At 71.4% G+C, this 14171-nt stretch carries 15 protein-coding genes; 6 read left to right on the forward strand and 9 right to left on the reverse strand.

The window, feature by feature from the left end; all coding sequences use genetic code 11:
• Positions 1-6: 6 nt before the first annotated feature.
• The 4 genes from FFT09_RS22880 to FFT09_RS08815 all read right to left on the reverse strand — a co-directional run bounded on the left by FFT09_RS22880 (position 7) and on the right by FFT09_RS08815 (position 4774).
• On the reverse strand, positions 7-150 hold the full coding sequence (locus tag FFT09_RS22880; RefSeq protein ID WP_167305350.1) for a hypothetical protein: 144 nt from the start codon (positions 148-150) through the stop codon (positions 7-9).
• Between the two features lie 136 nt (positions 151-286).
• The gene (locus tag FFT09_RS08805) at positions 287-3046 is read right to left on the reverse strand and encodes an AfsR/SARP family transcriptional regulator (RefSeq protein WP_138382360.1); all 2760 of its coding nucleotides are present in this window, start codon (positions 3044-3046) and stop codon (positions 287-289) included.
• 61 nt (positions 3047-3107) lie between these two features.
• Entirely contained in the window at positions 3108-4040 is a 933-nt protein-coding gene (gene coaA / locus FFT09_RS08810) for a type I pantothenate kinase (protein WP_081192930.1), read from the reverse strand.
• A 113-nt stretch (positions 4041-4153) separates the two neighbouring features.
• A complete protein-coding gene (locus FFT09_RS08815) occupies positions 4154-4774 on the reverse strand; it encodes a macro domain-containing protein (RefSeq protein WP_138382361.1) in 621 nt (206 codons plus the stop codon).
• Positions 4775-4883: 109 nt separating this feature from the next.
• Here FFT09_RS08815 and pheA point away from each other — a divergent pair, with 109 nt between their 5' ends.
• Positions 4884-5789, forward strand: a complete 906-nt coding sequence (gene pheA, locus FFT09_RS08820) for a prephenate dehydratase (RefSeq protein WP_138382362.1) — start codon at positions 4884-4886, stop codon at positions 5787-5789.
• Here pheA and FFT09_RS08825 read toward each other — a convergent pair.
• From FFT09_RS08825 to FFT09_RS08835, 3 genes are all read right to left on the reverse strand, one after another.
• On the reverse strand, positions 5767-7002 hold the full coding sequence (locus tag FFT09_RS08825) for an MFS transporter (protein WP_024876613.1): 1236 nt from the start codon (positions 7000-7002) through the stop codon (positions 5767-5769). The genes pheA and FFT09_RS08825 overlap by 23 nt on opposite strands.
• Positions 7003-7065: 63 nt before the next feature.
• Positions 7066-7416 (reverse strand): metallopeptidase family protein, encoded by a 351-nt coding sequence (locus FFT09_RS08830; RefSeq protein ID WP_024876612.1) that lies wholly within the window; start codon positions 7414-7416, stop codon positions 7066-7068.
• Between the two features lie 4 nt (positions 7417-7420).
• A complete protein-coding gene (locus FFT09_RS08835) occupies positions 7421-8584 on the reverse strand; it encodes a septum formation family protein (RefSeq protein ID WP_138382363.1) in 1164 nt (387 codons plus the stop codon).
• Positions 8585-8657: 73 nt separating this feature from the next.
• Here FFT09_RS08835 and FFT09_RS08840 point away from each other — a divergent pair, with 73 nt between their 5' ends.
• The 4 genes from FFT09_RS08840 to FFT09_RS08855 all read left to right on the forward strand — a co-directional run bounded on the left by FFT09_RS08840 (position 8658) and on the right by FFT09_RS08855 (position 11975).
• Complete coding sequence (locus FFT09_RS08840) at positions 8658-9245, forward strand: hypothetical protein (protein WP_208544385.1); 588 nt, start codon at positions 8658-8660, stop codon at positions 9243-9245.
• Positions 9246-10412 (forward strand): glutathionylspermidine synthase family protein, encoded by a 1167-nt coding sequence (locus tag FFT09_RS08845; protein WP_138382364.1) that lies wholly within the window; start codon positions 9246-9248, stop codon positions 10410-10412.
• A 43-nt stretch (positions 10413-10455) separates the two neighbouring features.
• Positions 10456-10902, forward strand: coding sequence for a DUF350 domain-containing protein (locus tag FFT09_RS08850; RefSeq protein ID WP_024876608.1), 447 nt, complete (start codon positions 10456-10458; stop codon positions 10900-10902).
• Positions 10903-11063: 161 nt separating this feature from the next.
• Complete coding sequence (locus FFT09_RS08855) at positions 11064-11975, forward strand: haloalkane dehalogenase (protein ID WP_138382365.1); 912 nt, start codon at positions 11064-11066, stop codon at positions 11973-11975.
• A 37-nt stretch (positions 11976-12012) separates the two neighbouring features.
• Here FFT09_RS08855 and FFT09_RS08860 read toward each other — a convergent pair whose 3' ends face one another.
• Both FFT09_RS08860 and FFT09_RS08865 read right to left on the reverse strand, forming a co-directional pair.
• The gene (locus FFT09_RS08860) at positions 12013-12345 is read right to left on the reverse strand and encodes an ArsR/SmtB family transcription factor (protein ID WP_024876606.1); all 333 of its coding nucleotides are present in this window, start codon (positions 12343-12345) and stop codon (positions 12013-12015) included.
• Positions 12342-12767: an SRPBCC domain-containing protein gene (locus FFT09_RS08865; protein WP_024876605.1), complete on the reverse strand. Its 426-nt coding sequence runs from the start codon at positions 12765-12767 to the stop codon at positions 12342-12344. Before FFT09_RS08865 ends, FFT09_RS08860 begins: the two co-directional genes overlap by 4 nt.
• Positions 12768-12897: 130 nt before the next feature.
• Here FFT09_RS08865 and serS point away from each other — a divergent pair, with 130 nt between their 5' ends.
• A complete protein-coding gene (gene serS / locus FFT09_RS08870) occupies positions 12898-14163 on the forward strand; it encodes a serine--tRNA ligase (protein ID WP_024876604.1) in 1266 nt (421 codons plus the stop codon).
• The last annotated feature ends 8 nt before the right edge of the window (positions 14164-14171 follow it).

A 14171-nucleotide genomic window follows, 5' to 3' on the forward strand; every position in this document is an offset into this window, starting at 1 on the left:
GGGGCGTCAGCGGGCAGGCGAGTCGTTGCCTTCGGCCCGGCGCGGGCCCCTGACGTCGACGAGGTCGAGGGCCACGGCGCCGAACGCCATCACGAGCAGCACCGTCACGCCGAGTGCCGCGCCGATCCAGGTCAGAATGTCCTCAAGCATGGTGTGCCCTTCTCTCGCGACGGTGGCGTTGTTCCTGCCTCCAGAGTCACGAACGGGCCGGAATCGGGGTATCGGCCAACCGGTTACCGCCGAGGAGGCGGATCGGCCGATCGGCGGAGAGCCTGGCGGCCGACGTCTACTCCCGCGCCGCGCCGTAGTGGGTGGCCAGCGCCGCCGCCACCGCTCGGGCCGTGCGCGTGAGGGCGACGGCCTCGCTGGGGCTGCGCTCACGCTGTGTTCGCACGAGTTCGTCGGCGCCCGCCCTGTCGCCGGCCGAGGCGAGGCAGCGCAGTGCGATGTCCACGCACGCGCGAAGCTGTCGTGGCGCGTGCATGCGATGCCAGTCGTCCAGCGTGAGTTGCAGCAGCTTCGCCGCCTCCGGCACTCGGCCGAGGGTCAGCAGCACCTCGGCCAGCGCGGTCCCGGCCGAGGCCGCGATCCAGACCGCGCGAGCGGCCCTGGCCTCGCGCCGGGCCCGGACGAGGGTGATTGCCGCGTCGGCCGGCTCGCCGGGCACCCTGGCCATCCCTTCGGCGTAGGACGCCAGCGCGAGGCGGCAGGCGGAGCTGGCGGCGCGGGCGTGGCGCGCCGCCACCTCGGCCGAGGCCAGTGCGTCACCGGCCCGCCCGCCGCGCGTCGCGAGCAGGGACAGAAACGCGTGGGCGTCGGCCACCCCGAGGTCGGGCACGTCGGCCAGCCCGAGCAGTTCGTGGCAGGCCGCGGTGGCGCGGTCGTCGTCACCGAGGTCGTAGTAGGCGCCGACCAGGGTGCGCACCGCCGCCGCGCGGTGCGGCGGGGTGGTGGCCAGCTCGGCCGCCCTGGCCGCGAGCCGCAGGCCCTCCTCGGGAAGCCCGCAGTACACGGCGGCGTCCGCTCCCGAGGCGGCGGCCAGCGCGTGCCGGGACAGCCGAGGGTCGGCCTCCCTGGCGATGTCGAGCTGCCAGGGCAGCAGACGTGCTCTCGGACGGTAGGTCGTCAGCATGCCGAGCTGCCCGGTCAGTTCGGCCGCCAGCGCGGGTTCCTCGGGCACGGCCCAGCGCAACACCGCACAAAGGTCGTCCTCCATCCGGCACAGCCGTGCGAATCCCGCGAGGCCGTCGCCTCGGGCCGCCAGCGACGCGGCCTCGGTGACCTGCTCGACGAGCCACAGCGCGTGCCGCTGCCGGGCCTTGTGCGTGGACTCGGTTCGGCCCCGCCGCCGGTGGGCGAGCCGGTGAACCGCGTCGGGAAGCCGGTACCGCGCTCCGCACTCCGCGGTGACCGCCGTCAGCAGCCCGGCGCGGTGCAGTTCGGCGAGCGCGTCACCCGCGTCGCCGCCGGGGTCGGCCACAGCGGCGGCGGAGCTCACGTCGATCTCGCCGCCGAACACCGTGAGCCTGCCCAGCAGGTCCCGCCCCGCCTCGGGCAGTTCGTCGTACGCCCATTCGACCACATCGGACGCACACGCCCGCGCCGGCGACGGCGTGACCCCTCCGGCACCGGCGACGCGGGCGGCGAGCAGTTCCACCGACAGCGGCAGGCACGGCACAGCACCCAGCACGGCACGGGCGGTGTCGGCCTCGCCCTCGTCGCGCGGGAACGCCGCGCTGACCCGGCGGGCGCGGTCGAGGAACAGCCGCCCCGCCCTGGACACCAGCGGGTCGCGCGTGCCGTCGCGCGCGAGCGGCCCCAGCGGGAGGACCCGCTCACCCGCGAGTCCGAGCCGGACCCGGCCGGTGACGACGATCGTCACGTCGCGGCACCGTCCCCGCAGCCGCCGCACGAGCGCGCGCACGTGGGACAGCAGGTGCTCGCCTCCGTCGAGTACCAGCAGCAGCCGCCGTCCGCACAGGTACTCGGCGAGCGCGGCGGCCCCGTCGTCGCCGTCCCCACCACCCTCGCCCATGCCCGGCCAGGGATGGACTCCCAGCGCGGCGGCCACCTCAGGGCACAGCCGCCCCGTGTCGCAGGTGGACAGCCGCACCCACGTCGCCGGAACATCCGTTGTGGCCAGTGCCTCGGCGACCAGGCGGCTCTTGCCGCTACCCGGGGGACCGGTCACGGTGACGAGCCGGTCGCGGTCGAGCATCGTGGACAGTCGCGCCAGCTCGTGCCCGCGCCCCACGAAGAGGTCGTCGGCGCCACGCTCGCCCGGCGGCTGCGCGGGTTCGGTGCCGGTGACGGCCCGGTAGGTCTCGCGCAGCTCGGTGCTCGGCCCCTCGCCGAGATCGTCGGCCAGCCGTTCGACGAGCTGGTCGTAGCAGGTCACCGCGTCCGAGGTCATGTCGAGCCGGTGCAGTGCCCACATCGCGTACCCGCAGGCGCGCTCGCGGAGCGGCTCGGCCGACAGCAGGGCGAGCAACCGGCCCGCGGCGTCCTCGACCGCGCCCACCTCCAGCTCCCGCGCGGCGAGGTCCTCCACCGCGCGCGCCCTGAGCTGGCGCAGGCGCAGGGCCTCCGGGTGTTCCCTTCCGTCGCGGCGCAGGTCCGGCAGTGCCTCGCCGCGCCACAGTGCCAGCGCACGGCGGAGTGTCGCGATCGCCTCCCGCGCGGGACACCAGCGGGCGGCCTCCACCATCCGCTCGAAACACACCGCGTCCACGCGCGCGGCGTCGATCACGAGTACGCACCCGGTCGTCGACCAGCTGATGTCCGCCTCCGGCGCCAGCAGGGTGCGCAGCCGGGTGACGCGGGTGTCGAGGGCGTCGAGCGGGCTCCGGGGCCGGTCGTGCGGCTCCCACGCCGCGTCGAGCAGGGACTCCGCCGGCACGGCGCGGTTGGCGTGGGCGACCAGCATCGAACAGATCGCGCGCAGCGCCCGGTCGGTGACCGGCTGGTCGGCACCGCGCCTGGTCAGGCTGAGTGGACCGAGGACGCGGACAAGCGGGTGGACAGGGCCCTTGCTCACAGGCGTCATGGTCGGGGCCTACTCGGGGGTTCTCCACTCGTGGACCCGACCGGGTGATTGTTGGGGGCTCTCAGAGCTTGCGCAGGCGAACCCGGTTGATCGAGTGGTCGCAGTCCTTGCGCAGCACGAGCGTGGCACGGGGCCGGGTGGGGCGGATGTTCTCCTCCAGGTTCGGCCCGTTGATCGTCCGCCACAGGTGTTGTGCCTCGGCCCTGGCCTCGTCGTCGGGCAGGCTCGCGAAGTGGTGGAAGTGCGAGGCCGGGTCGGCGAAGGCGGTGTGCCGCAGTTTCAGGAACCGCTCGACGTACCACCGTTCGATGTCGGCGGTGTGCGCGTCGACGTAGAGCGAGAAGTCGAACAGGTCCGACACGGTGAGCCTCGGCCCGGGCTGCAGGACGTTGAGCCCCTCCACGATGAGGATGTCGGGCCTGCGTACCACCTGTTCCTCGCCGGGCAGGATGTCGTAGGCGAGGTGGGAGTAGACCGGTGCCCTGACCTCCTCGGCGCCGGACTTGACCTCGGTGACGAACCGCAACAACGCCCTGCGGTCGTAGCTCTCCGGGAAACCCTTGCGGTGCATCAGCCCCCGGCGGACCAGCTCGGCACGCGGGTGGAGGAAGCCGTCGGTGGTCACGAGGTCCACCCTGGGGTGGTCGGGCCAGCGGGCCAGCAGTGTGCGCAGGATGCGCGCCGTGGTGGACTTGCCCACCGCCACACTGCCCGCGATGCCGATGATGAACGGGACCTTCGTGCCGTGCGTGTCCTCGCCGAGGAACGTGGTGGTGGCCTCGTACAGCCGTTGCCGCGCCGCGACCTGGAGGTTGATCAGCCGGGACAGCGGCAGGTAGACCTCGGCGACCTCGGTGAGGTCGAGCTGCTCCCCGAGGCCGCGCAGGCGGGCCAGTTCGGCGGCGGTCAGCGGCAACGGCGTCGACCGGCGCAGCTCCCGCCACTGATCGCGTTGCAATTCGACATAGGGGCTGCGCTCACGGACCCGTGGCATTCGCTCACTCCTCGCCCGTCGATGGGCCGGCGCGGACATCACTTGACGCGCACTCAACGGTAGGTGGTCGCGGACCCGAACGGGCTGTGACGTTCTCCACCTCCCGCGTCACCTCACCGAGGGAAGAAGATCTCCTCCCACGCCGCCGTGACCTGCCGCGCGCAGGTCGCGGGGGACACCCCGCCCGTCCCGGTGCCGAGTCCTGGCATGGCGATGGTCTCGACCACGTCGCGGAACCGCGTGCCGTACTCGAACTGGCCGTCGCGCCAGAGCAGGAACACGGCCTTCGCCGCGAGGTAGGGATGCACGGAATCGGCGGGCAGCCGCTCGCCCGGCCGCCGCATGGTGGGTGCGCTGATCAGCCATTCCGGCGCGAGTTCCCCGGTGGGGACGACGACGGCCTCACCGATCGGCAGTTCCCCACCGTGGTAGGCGAGGATGGTGCTGCGGACCTGCTGCTCCACGTCGGGGAACGCCTGTGCGTAGACGGCGTCGATCCCGCCGCGCATCCAGCCGAGCCCGTTGGCGGGGCTCACCACCGCCTGCGCTCCGACGTCCAGTACCGAGCCGAGGTGGACGCGCACCGTCCCCTCGACGGCGGCGGAGACGGTCCGCCATGCGTGCGCCAGCGAGTCGTCGAGCGCGCACAGCACCAGTTCCGGGGCGACGGGCGAGGTCGCTGTGCCGGGGCCGTGCGAACCCTTTCCGGTGTGCGTGCCTGATTCGGCGGTCACAACACCAGCATGGCAAAAAACCCCGATCGTGGTAACCGTGGTTTTCGGCGCCCGCGCTCGATCCACGGGTGAGGATCGTCTCACCGGCCCCCGGCGTAGCCTGGAACGCATGTCCCGCATCGCCTACTTCGGTCCGTCCGGCACGTTCACGGAGCAGGCCGCCCGCGTGCTCGCGCGCGGGCGCGAGCTGGTCGCCGTCGAGACCATTCCGGCGGCGCTGACCGCGGTGCGCAAGGGTGAGACGGATCTCGCGTGCGTGCCCGTGGAGAACTCGGTGGAGGGTCCGGTCACCGCGACCCTCGACGGGCTGGCTGAGGACACGCCGCTGGTGGCGGTGGCGGAGGCGTTGCTGCCGGTTCACTTCACGGTGCTCACCCGAGGGGGCACCGACCCCGTTCGCACGGTGGCGAGCCACCCGCATGCGCTCGCGCAGGTGCGGCACTGGCTGGAGCACAACCTGCCCGACGCGGAGCCCGTGGTGGCGTCGTCCACGGCCGCCGCGGCGGTGGGGGTCCGGGACGGCCGCTACGACGCCGCCGTCACCGCACCCGTGGCCGTCGAGACCTACCCGCTGCACGTGTTCGCCGACGGTGTCGCCGACGTACCCGATGCCCGGACCCGCTTCCTGCTGCTGGGGCCGCCTGGACCGCTGCCGGAACCGACCGGTGCCGACCGCACCTCGATCGTGGCCGCCGCGGCCAACCGCACGGGCGCGCTGGCCGAACTGCTCGGCGAGCTCGCGAGTCGTGGCATCAACCTCACCCGGCTCGACGCGCGGCCCCTCAAGGGCAACTACGGCTACTACCGGTTCTTCCTCGACTTCGAGGGGCACCTCTCCGAGGCCAGGGTGGGCGACGCGCTCGCCGCGCTGCGGCGTCGCTGCGAGGTGCGCTTTCTCGGTTCCCACCCGCGTGCCGACGGTGTCCGCGCCACGGTGGCCGCGGCGGCGACCGACGAGGACTTCGCCGCCGCTTCGCGGTGGGTGGACGCGGTCAGGAGTGGTGAGCTGGCGTGAGGTCGTGACCCCGCACCGTCACCGCCGCCAGTACCGCGACGCCCAGTAGTGCCACCCCGGACAGCACGAACGTCGCGCTCGGGGTCCCCAGCCACCGCGTCGTCACGCCGCCGAGCAGCGCGCCGACCGGTAGCGCACCCCACACCACGGTCCGCCACACGCCCAGCACCCTGCCGAGCAACTCCTCCGGAACCAGGGTGTGCCGTGCCGTCGCGACGACGACGTTGACGGCCACGATCGCCGCCGCGAAGACCCCGAACAGCAGTCCGGACACCACGGGCTGGTCGCTCATGCCCATCGCGAGGAAGGCCGCCCCGCCTGCCACCACACCGCCCACGAGGGTCGGCGCGCTGCCCACCCGGTCGGTCAACCGGGGTGCGACGGCGGCACCCGCCAGCCCGCCCGCACCGCCCACGAGTGCGAAGAGACCGAACGCGGCCTCGCTCAGCAGCAGATCGTCCAGGGCGTAGAGCACGAGCTGTGCCTGGGCCATCTCGCTGACGAGGTTGATCAGCCCCGCGACGATCAGCAGCCGGAGCAGCAGCCGGTTGCCCCGCAGCCAGCGCAGACCCTCCGCGATGTCGGCGCGCACGGCGGTCCTCGTCGGCGCTGGTTCCTCGGCACCGCCTCCCCGCCGGGGGTGGTAGCTACCCGCCATCGCGGCCAGCAGCGCGGCGCCGAGCGCGAACGCCGCCGAGTTCAGCAGGAACGGGAAGGCGGCGAACAGCGCGAACGTCAGGCTGCCGACCGGGCCACCGAGGAACGTCTGCCCCACGATCTCGGTGGCCTGCAACTTGCTGTTGGCACTCGACAACCCGCCCCGGTCGACCACCGAGGGGATCAGCACGTTCGCGGCGCTGTCGGCGACCGTCTCGGCGATGCCCACCACCAGCGCCGCGACGTACACGACCCAGATGGTGGCCGCGTCGAAGTGGATCAGTAGCGCGGTCGCACCCACGGCGGCGGCTCTCGCGCTGTTGGCGAGCACCATCGCCCTGCGCCGGTCGACCCGGTCGAGCATGGCGCCCGCGAGCAGGCCGAACAACAACCACGGCACGAACTGCGCCGCGGAGAGCCCCGCGATGAGCAGGGGGTCCTGGGTCAGCCTCGCCGCGATGAGCGGAAAGGCCACCTTCGCGATGCCGTCACCGAGGTTGGCGAAAGCGCTGGCGCCGAGCAGCCATGTCAGCCGTCTGTCGCGGTCAGCGGCCATCGGAACCCGGCACGCGGCGGAACACGACGACGGTCGTCGTCGCGGTGAGACCCTGGCGCATGGCTACCCCCAGCCGAGTTCGTGCAGGCGGTCGTCGTCGATACCGAAGTGGTGCGCCACCTCGTGTACCACGGTGATCAGCACTTCCTCGACGACGTCGTCATCGGTGTCGCAGATCGCCAGGATGGCCTCCTGGTAGATCGAGATCCGGTCGGGCAGGACGCCACCGTAGTCGTGGCCGCGTTCGGTCAGGGCCACACCGTGGTAGAGACCAAGCAGGTCGGGCTCCTCCTCGTTGCGGTCCTCGACCATGATCACCACGTTGTCCATCGCGCCGGCGAACTGCTCCGGTAGCTGGTCGAGCGCGTCGGCCACCAGCTCCTCGAACCGCTGGCGCGGCATGGTCACGCCCATGTGATCACCCGTCCGTCCCGGGGTCGGCGGCCTCTCCGGAATCGTCGCTGTCGTCGCCGCCCTGGTCACCGCCGTCGGCGTCGCCACCGTCGCCGCCGTCGCCGCTGTCGCCGCTGTCGCCACTGTCGCCACTGCCGTCGGTGCCCTGGTCGCCGCCGTCCTGGTCACCGCCGCTGTCGCCGCCGTCGCCGTCCTGCTGCTCGCCGTCGGCGTCGTCGGCGCCCTCCTGCACGCTGCCCCGCACCGGTGCCAGCCCGCTGTCGTCCTCCAGTACGGCACCGACCTTGCAGTTCACCAGCGTGGAACCGGCCTCCCAGCTCTCCTCCGAGCGGATGTCCCAGCTCACGATCAGGCCGTCACCGGCCAGATCCTTGACGTCCCTGCCGCCCGTGTACTCCTCCACCTCTTCCGCGCACGTCGGGTCGAGCCACGCCATCTGGTCGTCCTCGGAGGGATGGGCGTCGAACTCGTCGGCGAGGTCCACGAGGGCGACGATCTCGTACGAGTGCTCCGAGTCACAGGTGGTGGGATCGCCGACGCTCTTGTCGACGAGTGCGAGGCAGGTGCCTGGCTCCCACACGGCGGACTGGTCCACGTCCTCGGCGGGCTCCGACAGCACCTGCAGGCCGCCCCCGGGGCCCGCCCACTGGAGCCCGCAGTGCAGCGTGCGGTCGCCGCCGGACCACTGTGCCTCGTCCGGGCGCAGCACCCCGATCGACAACTTGCCCTCCGGGTCCAGCGGGCCGTCGAGGTAGTCCTCGACCAGCTCACCGCAGCGCTGTTCCGTCAGCTCCCGCCACGTCTGCTCGTCGGGAAGGCGTGCCTTGGGGCCGTACTCCGACGACAGGTCGGCCAGCCCGACGACCTCGAAGAGGTGTTCGTCGTCACAGGAGACCCGTTTCACGTCGCTGGCGTCCGGATTCGTCCAGTTCAGGCAACTTCCGGGAGGCGAGCGGAACGCCTCCTGCCTCGCCTGCGCGATCTGTTCCTCTTTCTGCTCGGCCTCGCGCTGCGCCACCACCTGCGGACTTTCCGGCACCCACGCAAGCAGCCAGCTCAGTGTCATCGCGACGAGAGCACCGAGAAAGGCGCCACCCATCAACACACGGGTACGCAGCGCCGGGTCGGTCGGCTTGCGGGCGGGCTGGTCGGACATCGGCTCCATCATGCCTGTTTCGCCATGCGGCCGGGAACGAGTGGCTAAGGTGACGTACCGCAAGACTCGCGGTCTGGGAGTGTCGATGACGGGTAACGAGGAAAACGACGAGGATCGGCCTGCGCGCGGCTCGATGCGCTTCCAGGATCCCGAGACGGCGACGCCTCGGGAGCCGACCCTGGCGGAGAAACGGGCGCGCGCGAAAGCCGTCGACGAGCGCAGGCGCACTGCCGAGGAGAAACGGCAGGCGCGCGAGGAGGCCGAGAGCAAGGCGCGCTCGCGGCGCAAGCTGCTGGCGGGCGGCGGTGTGACGGTCGGGCTCGTGGGACTGGTCGCGGCCTGGTACGTCGTGGCCGCGCCCGAGGAGGTCACCGCCGTCTGCACCACCGCCGACGGCACCATCGTCGACGACGACTACTGCGACGACGACTACGTCAGCTCGCACCACGGCTACCACAGCGGCGGCTGGATCTTCCTGCCCTCGCCGGGCGGCGGAAGCCCGCAGCAGTACCGCTACAACTACGGCGGCAGCGGCACCGAGGGCCAGCGTGTGCAGGGCGGCAGCTTCTCAAGGCCCTCGAACGCGACCATCAACACCAAGTCCGGTTCCACCGTCCAGCGCGGCGGCTTCGGCATCAGCGGCGGCAGCTTCGGCAAGGGTGGAGGGTCGTAGGTGCGCAGGGAGACGGGAACACCCCGCCCCGGCTGGGAGAAGATCGTCGCCGAGCAGGGGCTGGTGTTCGGCACCCCCGCGCGGTACGCGACGGGTCAGGCACGGCCGTACTGGGACGAGTCGGTGCACTACGTGCTGGAGATGGACGAGGTGCTGTCGGTCGAGGCCGACGTCGAGTTGCTGCACTCGATGTGCCTCGACGCGGTCGACCACGTGGTCACCACCGAGCGCTACGCCGAGTTCGGCCTGCCCGAGTGGGTGTGGCCGCACATCGCGGAGTCGTGGCGGCGCGGTGACCCGCATCTCTACGGCCGGTTCGACCTCCGCTACGACGGCGGCAGCCCCGCCAAGCTGCTGGAGTACAACGCCGACACGCCGACCTCGCTGCTGGAGGCGGCTCTCATCCAGTGGTACTGGAAGACCGACGTCCATCCCGACGACGACCAGTGGAACTCGCTGCACGAACAGCTCGTGGACCGCTGGCGTGCCGTGGGCGCGTCGCTGCCGTCCAAGGAGGTCCATTTCAGCTGGTCCGGCGCCGATCCGACCGGCGAGGACCACCTGACGGTCACCTACCTGCAGGAGACGGCGGCCGAAGCCGGGCTCGACACCGTGGGGCTGGCCATCGAGGAGATCGGCTGGGACCCGCTGCTCGAACGGTTCGTCGACCTCGAAGAGGCACCCATGAACACGGTGGTGAAGCTGTATCCGTGGGAGTGGGTCATCGACGAGGAGTTCGGCCGCCACGCCGTGACGTCGCTGCCGCAGACCCAGTGGGTCGAACCGCTGTGGAAGATGCTGCTGTCCAACAAGGCGATTCTCGGCGTCCTGTGGGAGAACTACCCCGGCCACCCCAACCTGCTTCCCGCCTTCAACGACCAGCCCGGTCTGCTGACGGAGTACGTGCGCAAGCCCAAGCTCGGCAGAGAGGGCGCGAACGTGCGCATCGTGGCGCCCGGCTACGAGACCGAGACCGGCGGCGTCTACGGCGAGGAGGGGTTCGTCTACCAGGCCTTCGACCCACTGCCGGAGTTCGGCGGTTACCGTCCCGCGCTGGGTGCCTGGATCGTGGGGGACAACGCGGCGGGACTCGGGATCAGGGAGACGTCAGGGCTCGTCACCGACGACGGTGCCGCGTTCGTCCCCCACCGCATCCCGCAGTCGTGATAGGACACGCCCGAGATTTGCTGACTCGAACTGGGAGAACTCCGTGCTCGTAGCACTGTCCGACACCTTCGGTACCGACCTCGCCCGGGGTATCGGGGCGATCTTGCTCTACGCGATCGTCGGCCTGGTACTCATGTTGCTGGGTTTCTACGCCATCGACTTCACCACGCCGGGCAGGCTGTCCGAGCTGGTGCGCCGTGGTCTGCCCAACGCGGTGGTGATCACGGCGTCGGGGCTCGTGTCGATGGCGTTCATCGTGGTGGTGGCCATCTGGTCGTCGGCCAGCGACCTGACCGAGGGGCTCATCACATCGCTCGTGTACGGCCTGATCGGCATCATCGCGCAGGTGCTGGCGGTGCGGCTGCTGGAGTTCGCGACCCGCATCGACGTGCGCTCCACCATCGAGCAGGAGCGGTACACCCCGGCGAGCTTCATCGTGGCGGCGGCCCACGTCGCGCTGGGTCTCGTGGTGGCCGTGGCGATCTCGTAGTCGTCCCGTCCGTGCCGCGAAGGCTGCCGCGAAGGCCACCTTCACTGCGCCTGGCGCAGCGGGGGTGGCCTTCACTGCGTCAGCGAAACGCCACCGTCCGCACATAAAGCCTTGGTTTCTGGCCGTCCAACGGGCGGCGGATGTCGACTACCGTGAGGCGGGTGCGGCTACTGCGGACTCCTGAGGACCGATTCACCGACCTACCCGACTTCGACTACCCCGCGTTGTACGCGGATGTCGACCACCCGCTGGACGGCATCATCAGAGTGGGCTACGTCGAGGCGGGTCCACCGGACGGGCCCACGGTCCTGCTGCTCCACGGTGAGCCGACCTGGTCGTACCTCTACCGCAGGATGCTGCCGGTACTGGCCGACGCTGGTATCAGGGCGGTCGCGCCCGACCTCGTGGGTTTCGGCCGTTCCGACAAGCCGGCCGAGATCGCCGACCACAGCTACGAGCGCCACGTCGAGTGGCTGCGTACCTTCGCCTTCGACGCTCTCGACCTGCGCGACGTCGTGCTCGTGGGCCAGGACTGGGGTGGCCTGCTCGGCCTGCGGCTCGCGGCCGAGAACCTCGACCGGTTCGCCGGGGTGGTGGCCGCCAACACCGGCCTGCCGACGGGTGACCAGTCGATGCCCGAGGCGTGGTGGTCGTTCCACGACGCCGTGGAGAACGCCCAGGTCCTCGACATCGCCCGGTTCGTGCAGTCGGGCTGCCGCCGCAGCCTGACCGAACCGGAGCGCGCGGCCTACGACGCGCCGTTTCCCAACGAGATGTACAAGGCGGGTCCGAGGGCCATGCCCGCGCTGGTCCCGACCAGCCCGGACGACGAGGCGACCGAGGCCAACCGCTCGGCGTGGCGCACGCTCACCGAGTCGGACCTGCCCTTTCTGTGCGCGTTCTCGGACGGTGACCCCATCACGGAGGCGATGGGGCCGATCCTGCGCCGCGCCATGCCGGGTGCGGCGGGGCGCGAGCACCCGACCATCGAGAACGCGGGCCACTTCCTCCAGGAGGACGGTGGCGAGGAACTCGCGCGCGTGGTCGCCGGGTTCGTGCGGTCGCTGGGCTGATCCGCGCCCGGGAACGGGACCACCCCAGCGACCGGTGTCAGGACTGGTCCTCGGCGGCGCGTTTGACGGCGGCGAGGCGCCGGTCCCAGTCGGCGGCCAGGCCCGCCATCCAGCGCGCCGTCGCGTCGAGGGCCTCGGCACGCACCGTGTAGCGCACCTCACGGCCCGCGCGCTGCGGTGCCACCAGTTCGGCCTCCTCCAGCACGGCGAGGTGCTTGGCCACGGCCTGCCGCGAGACGGGAAGCCGCTCGGCCAGTGTCGAGGCGCTGGCCGAGCCCCGCTCCGACAGCACGTCCAGTACCGCGCGCCGGGTCGGGTCGGCCAGCGCGCCGATCACCGCGTCCACCTTGCCCACCTCGGCCGGGCTCATGCCGCGACGGACTTCCGCAGCGCGTCGAGCTGGGCTTCCCAGCCGCCCGTGTTCTCGTCGAGCGCCTGCGCACGGTGCTGCTGCGGCAGGGTCGCGAAGCCGCTCTCCACCACCGTGAGGCGGGTGCCGCCCTGTTCCTCGGCCAGGGTGAACTCGACCAGCGTGGAGTTTCCCTCCGCCGGTTCCGTGCCCTCGAAGGCGCTGGCCCACCGGTAGGCCAGGTAGCGCGGCGGTTCGGACTTCTCGATCACGATCGGGTAGTCGCCCTCCTGTGCGTTGTGGGCGACGAAGCGTTCCCCCGTCCGCGGAGTGAGCCCGCGGCGGCCGCCGTCGTCGACCCAGGAGAACTCGACGAGTGTGGCCCACACGCGGTCGGCGGGGGCGTCGATCAGCACGTCACGTTCGATGCGGTCCGGATTCATGGTGCCTCCCTTGATTGAGTGCAACCATAGAGTTGCACAAGTGGCCACGAAGTGCAACCCATGAGTTGCTTCAAGGGGTCGGCCGACCGCGTGCGCGCCACCGGACGTGGGCCGGTCTACCCTGCTAACCGTGATTGACCTGAGGACTCTGCGCGAGGAACCGGACGTCGTGCGCGCCTCGCTGCGCGCGCGTGGCGAGGACGTCGGTGTGGTGGACAGGTTGCTGTCCCTCGATGCCGCACGCAGGTCCGCCATCGCCACGGCCGACCGGCTCCGCGCCGAGCAGAAGCAGCTCGGCAAGCGCATCGGCAGGGCATCCGGCGAGGAGCGCGAGTCCCTGCTCACGCGGGGCAAGGAACTCGCGGCCGAGGTCAAGACCGCCGAGGCCGAGCAGAACCGCGCCGGTGACGAGTTCGAGCAGTTGCACCGCGTGGTGCCGAACGTGATCCACCCGGACGTCCCCGCCGGCGGCGAGGACGACTTCGCGGTGCTCAAACACGTCGGCACTCCCCGCGAGTTCGACTTCACGCCCCGCGACCACCTCGAACTCGGGGAGGCACTCGGCGCCGTCGACATGGAACGCGGAGCCAAGGTGTCGGGCGCCCGGTTCTACTTCCTCACCGGGATCGGCGCGCAGCTCCAGCTCGCACTGCTGAACATGGCGGCGGCGCAGGCCACGGCCAAGGGCTTCCAGTTGATGGTGCCGCCCGTGCTCGTGCGGCCGGAGGTCATGGCGGGCACCGGATTCCTCGGGGCCCACTCGTCGGAGGTGTACCACCTGCCGGACGACGACCTGTACCTGGTGGGCACGTCGGAGGTGCCGCTCGCTGGCTACCACTCCGACGAGATCCTGGATCTCTCGCGCGGGCCGAGGCGCTACGCGGGCTGGTCGTCCTGCTTCCGCCGGGAGGCGGGTTCGTACGGCAAGGACACGCGCGGCATCATCCGCGTCCACCAGTTCGACAAGGTCGAGATGTTCGTCTTCTGCAGGCCGGAGGACGCCGAGGCCGAGCACGCGAACCTGCTCGCGTGGGAGGAGGAGATGCTCGCCAAGATCGAGGTGCCGTACCGCGTGATCGATACGGCGGCGGGGGACCTCGGCACAAGCGCGGCGCGCAAGTACGACTGCGAGGCGTGGGTGCCCACCCAGCAGGCCTACCGCGAGCTGACCTCGACCTCCAACTGCACGACCTTCCAGGCGCGCAGGCTCGCGGTGCGTTACCGCGACGACGACGGCAAGCCGCAGGTGACGGCGACCCTCAACGGCACGCTCGCGACGACGCGCTGGCTCGTCGCGATCCTGGAGAACCACCAGCTGGCCGACGGCTCCGTGCGGGTTCCGGAGGCCCTGCGGCCGTTCCTCGGTGGGCTCTCCGTCCTGTCGCCGTCGGCCTGAGCGGGAGG

Source organism: Saccharomonospora piscinae (assembly GCF_005862235.1).
Lineage (GTDB): Bacteria > Actinomycetota > Actinomycetes > Mycobacteriales > Pseudonocardiaceae > Saccharomonospora > Saccharomonospora piscinae.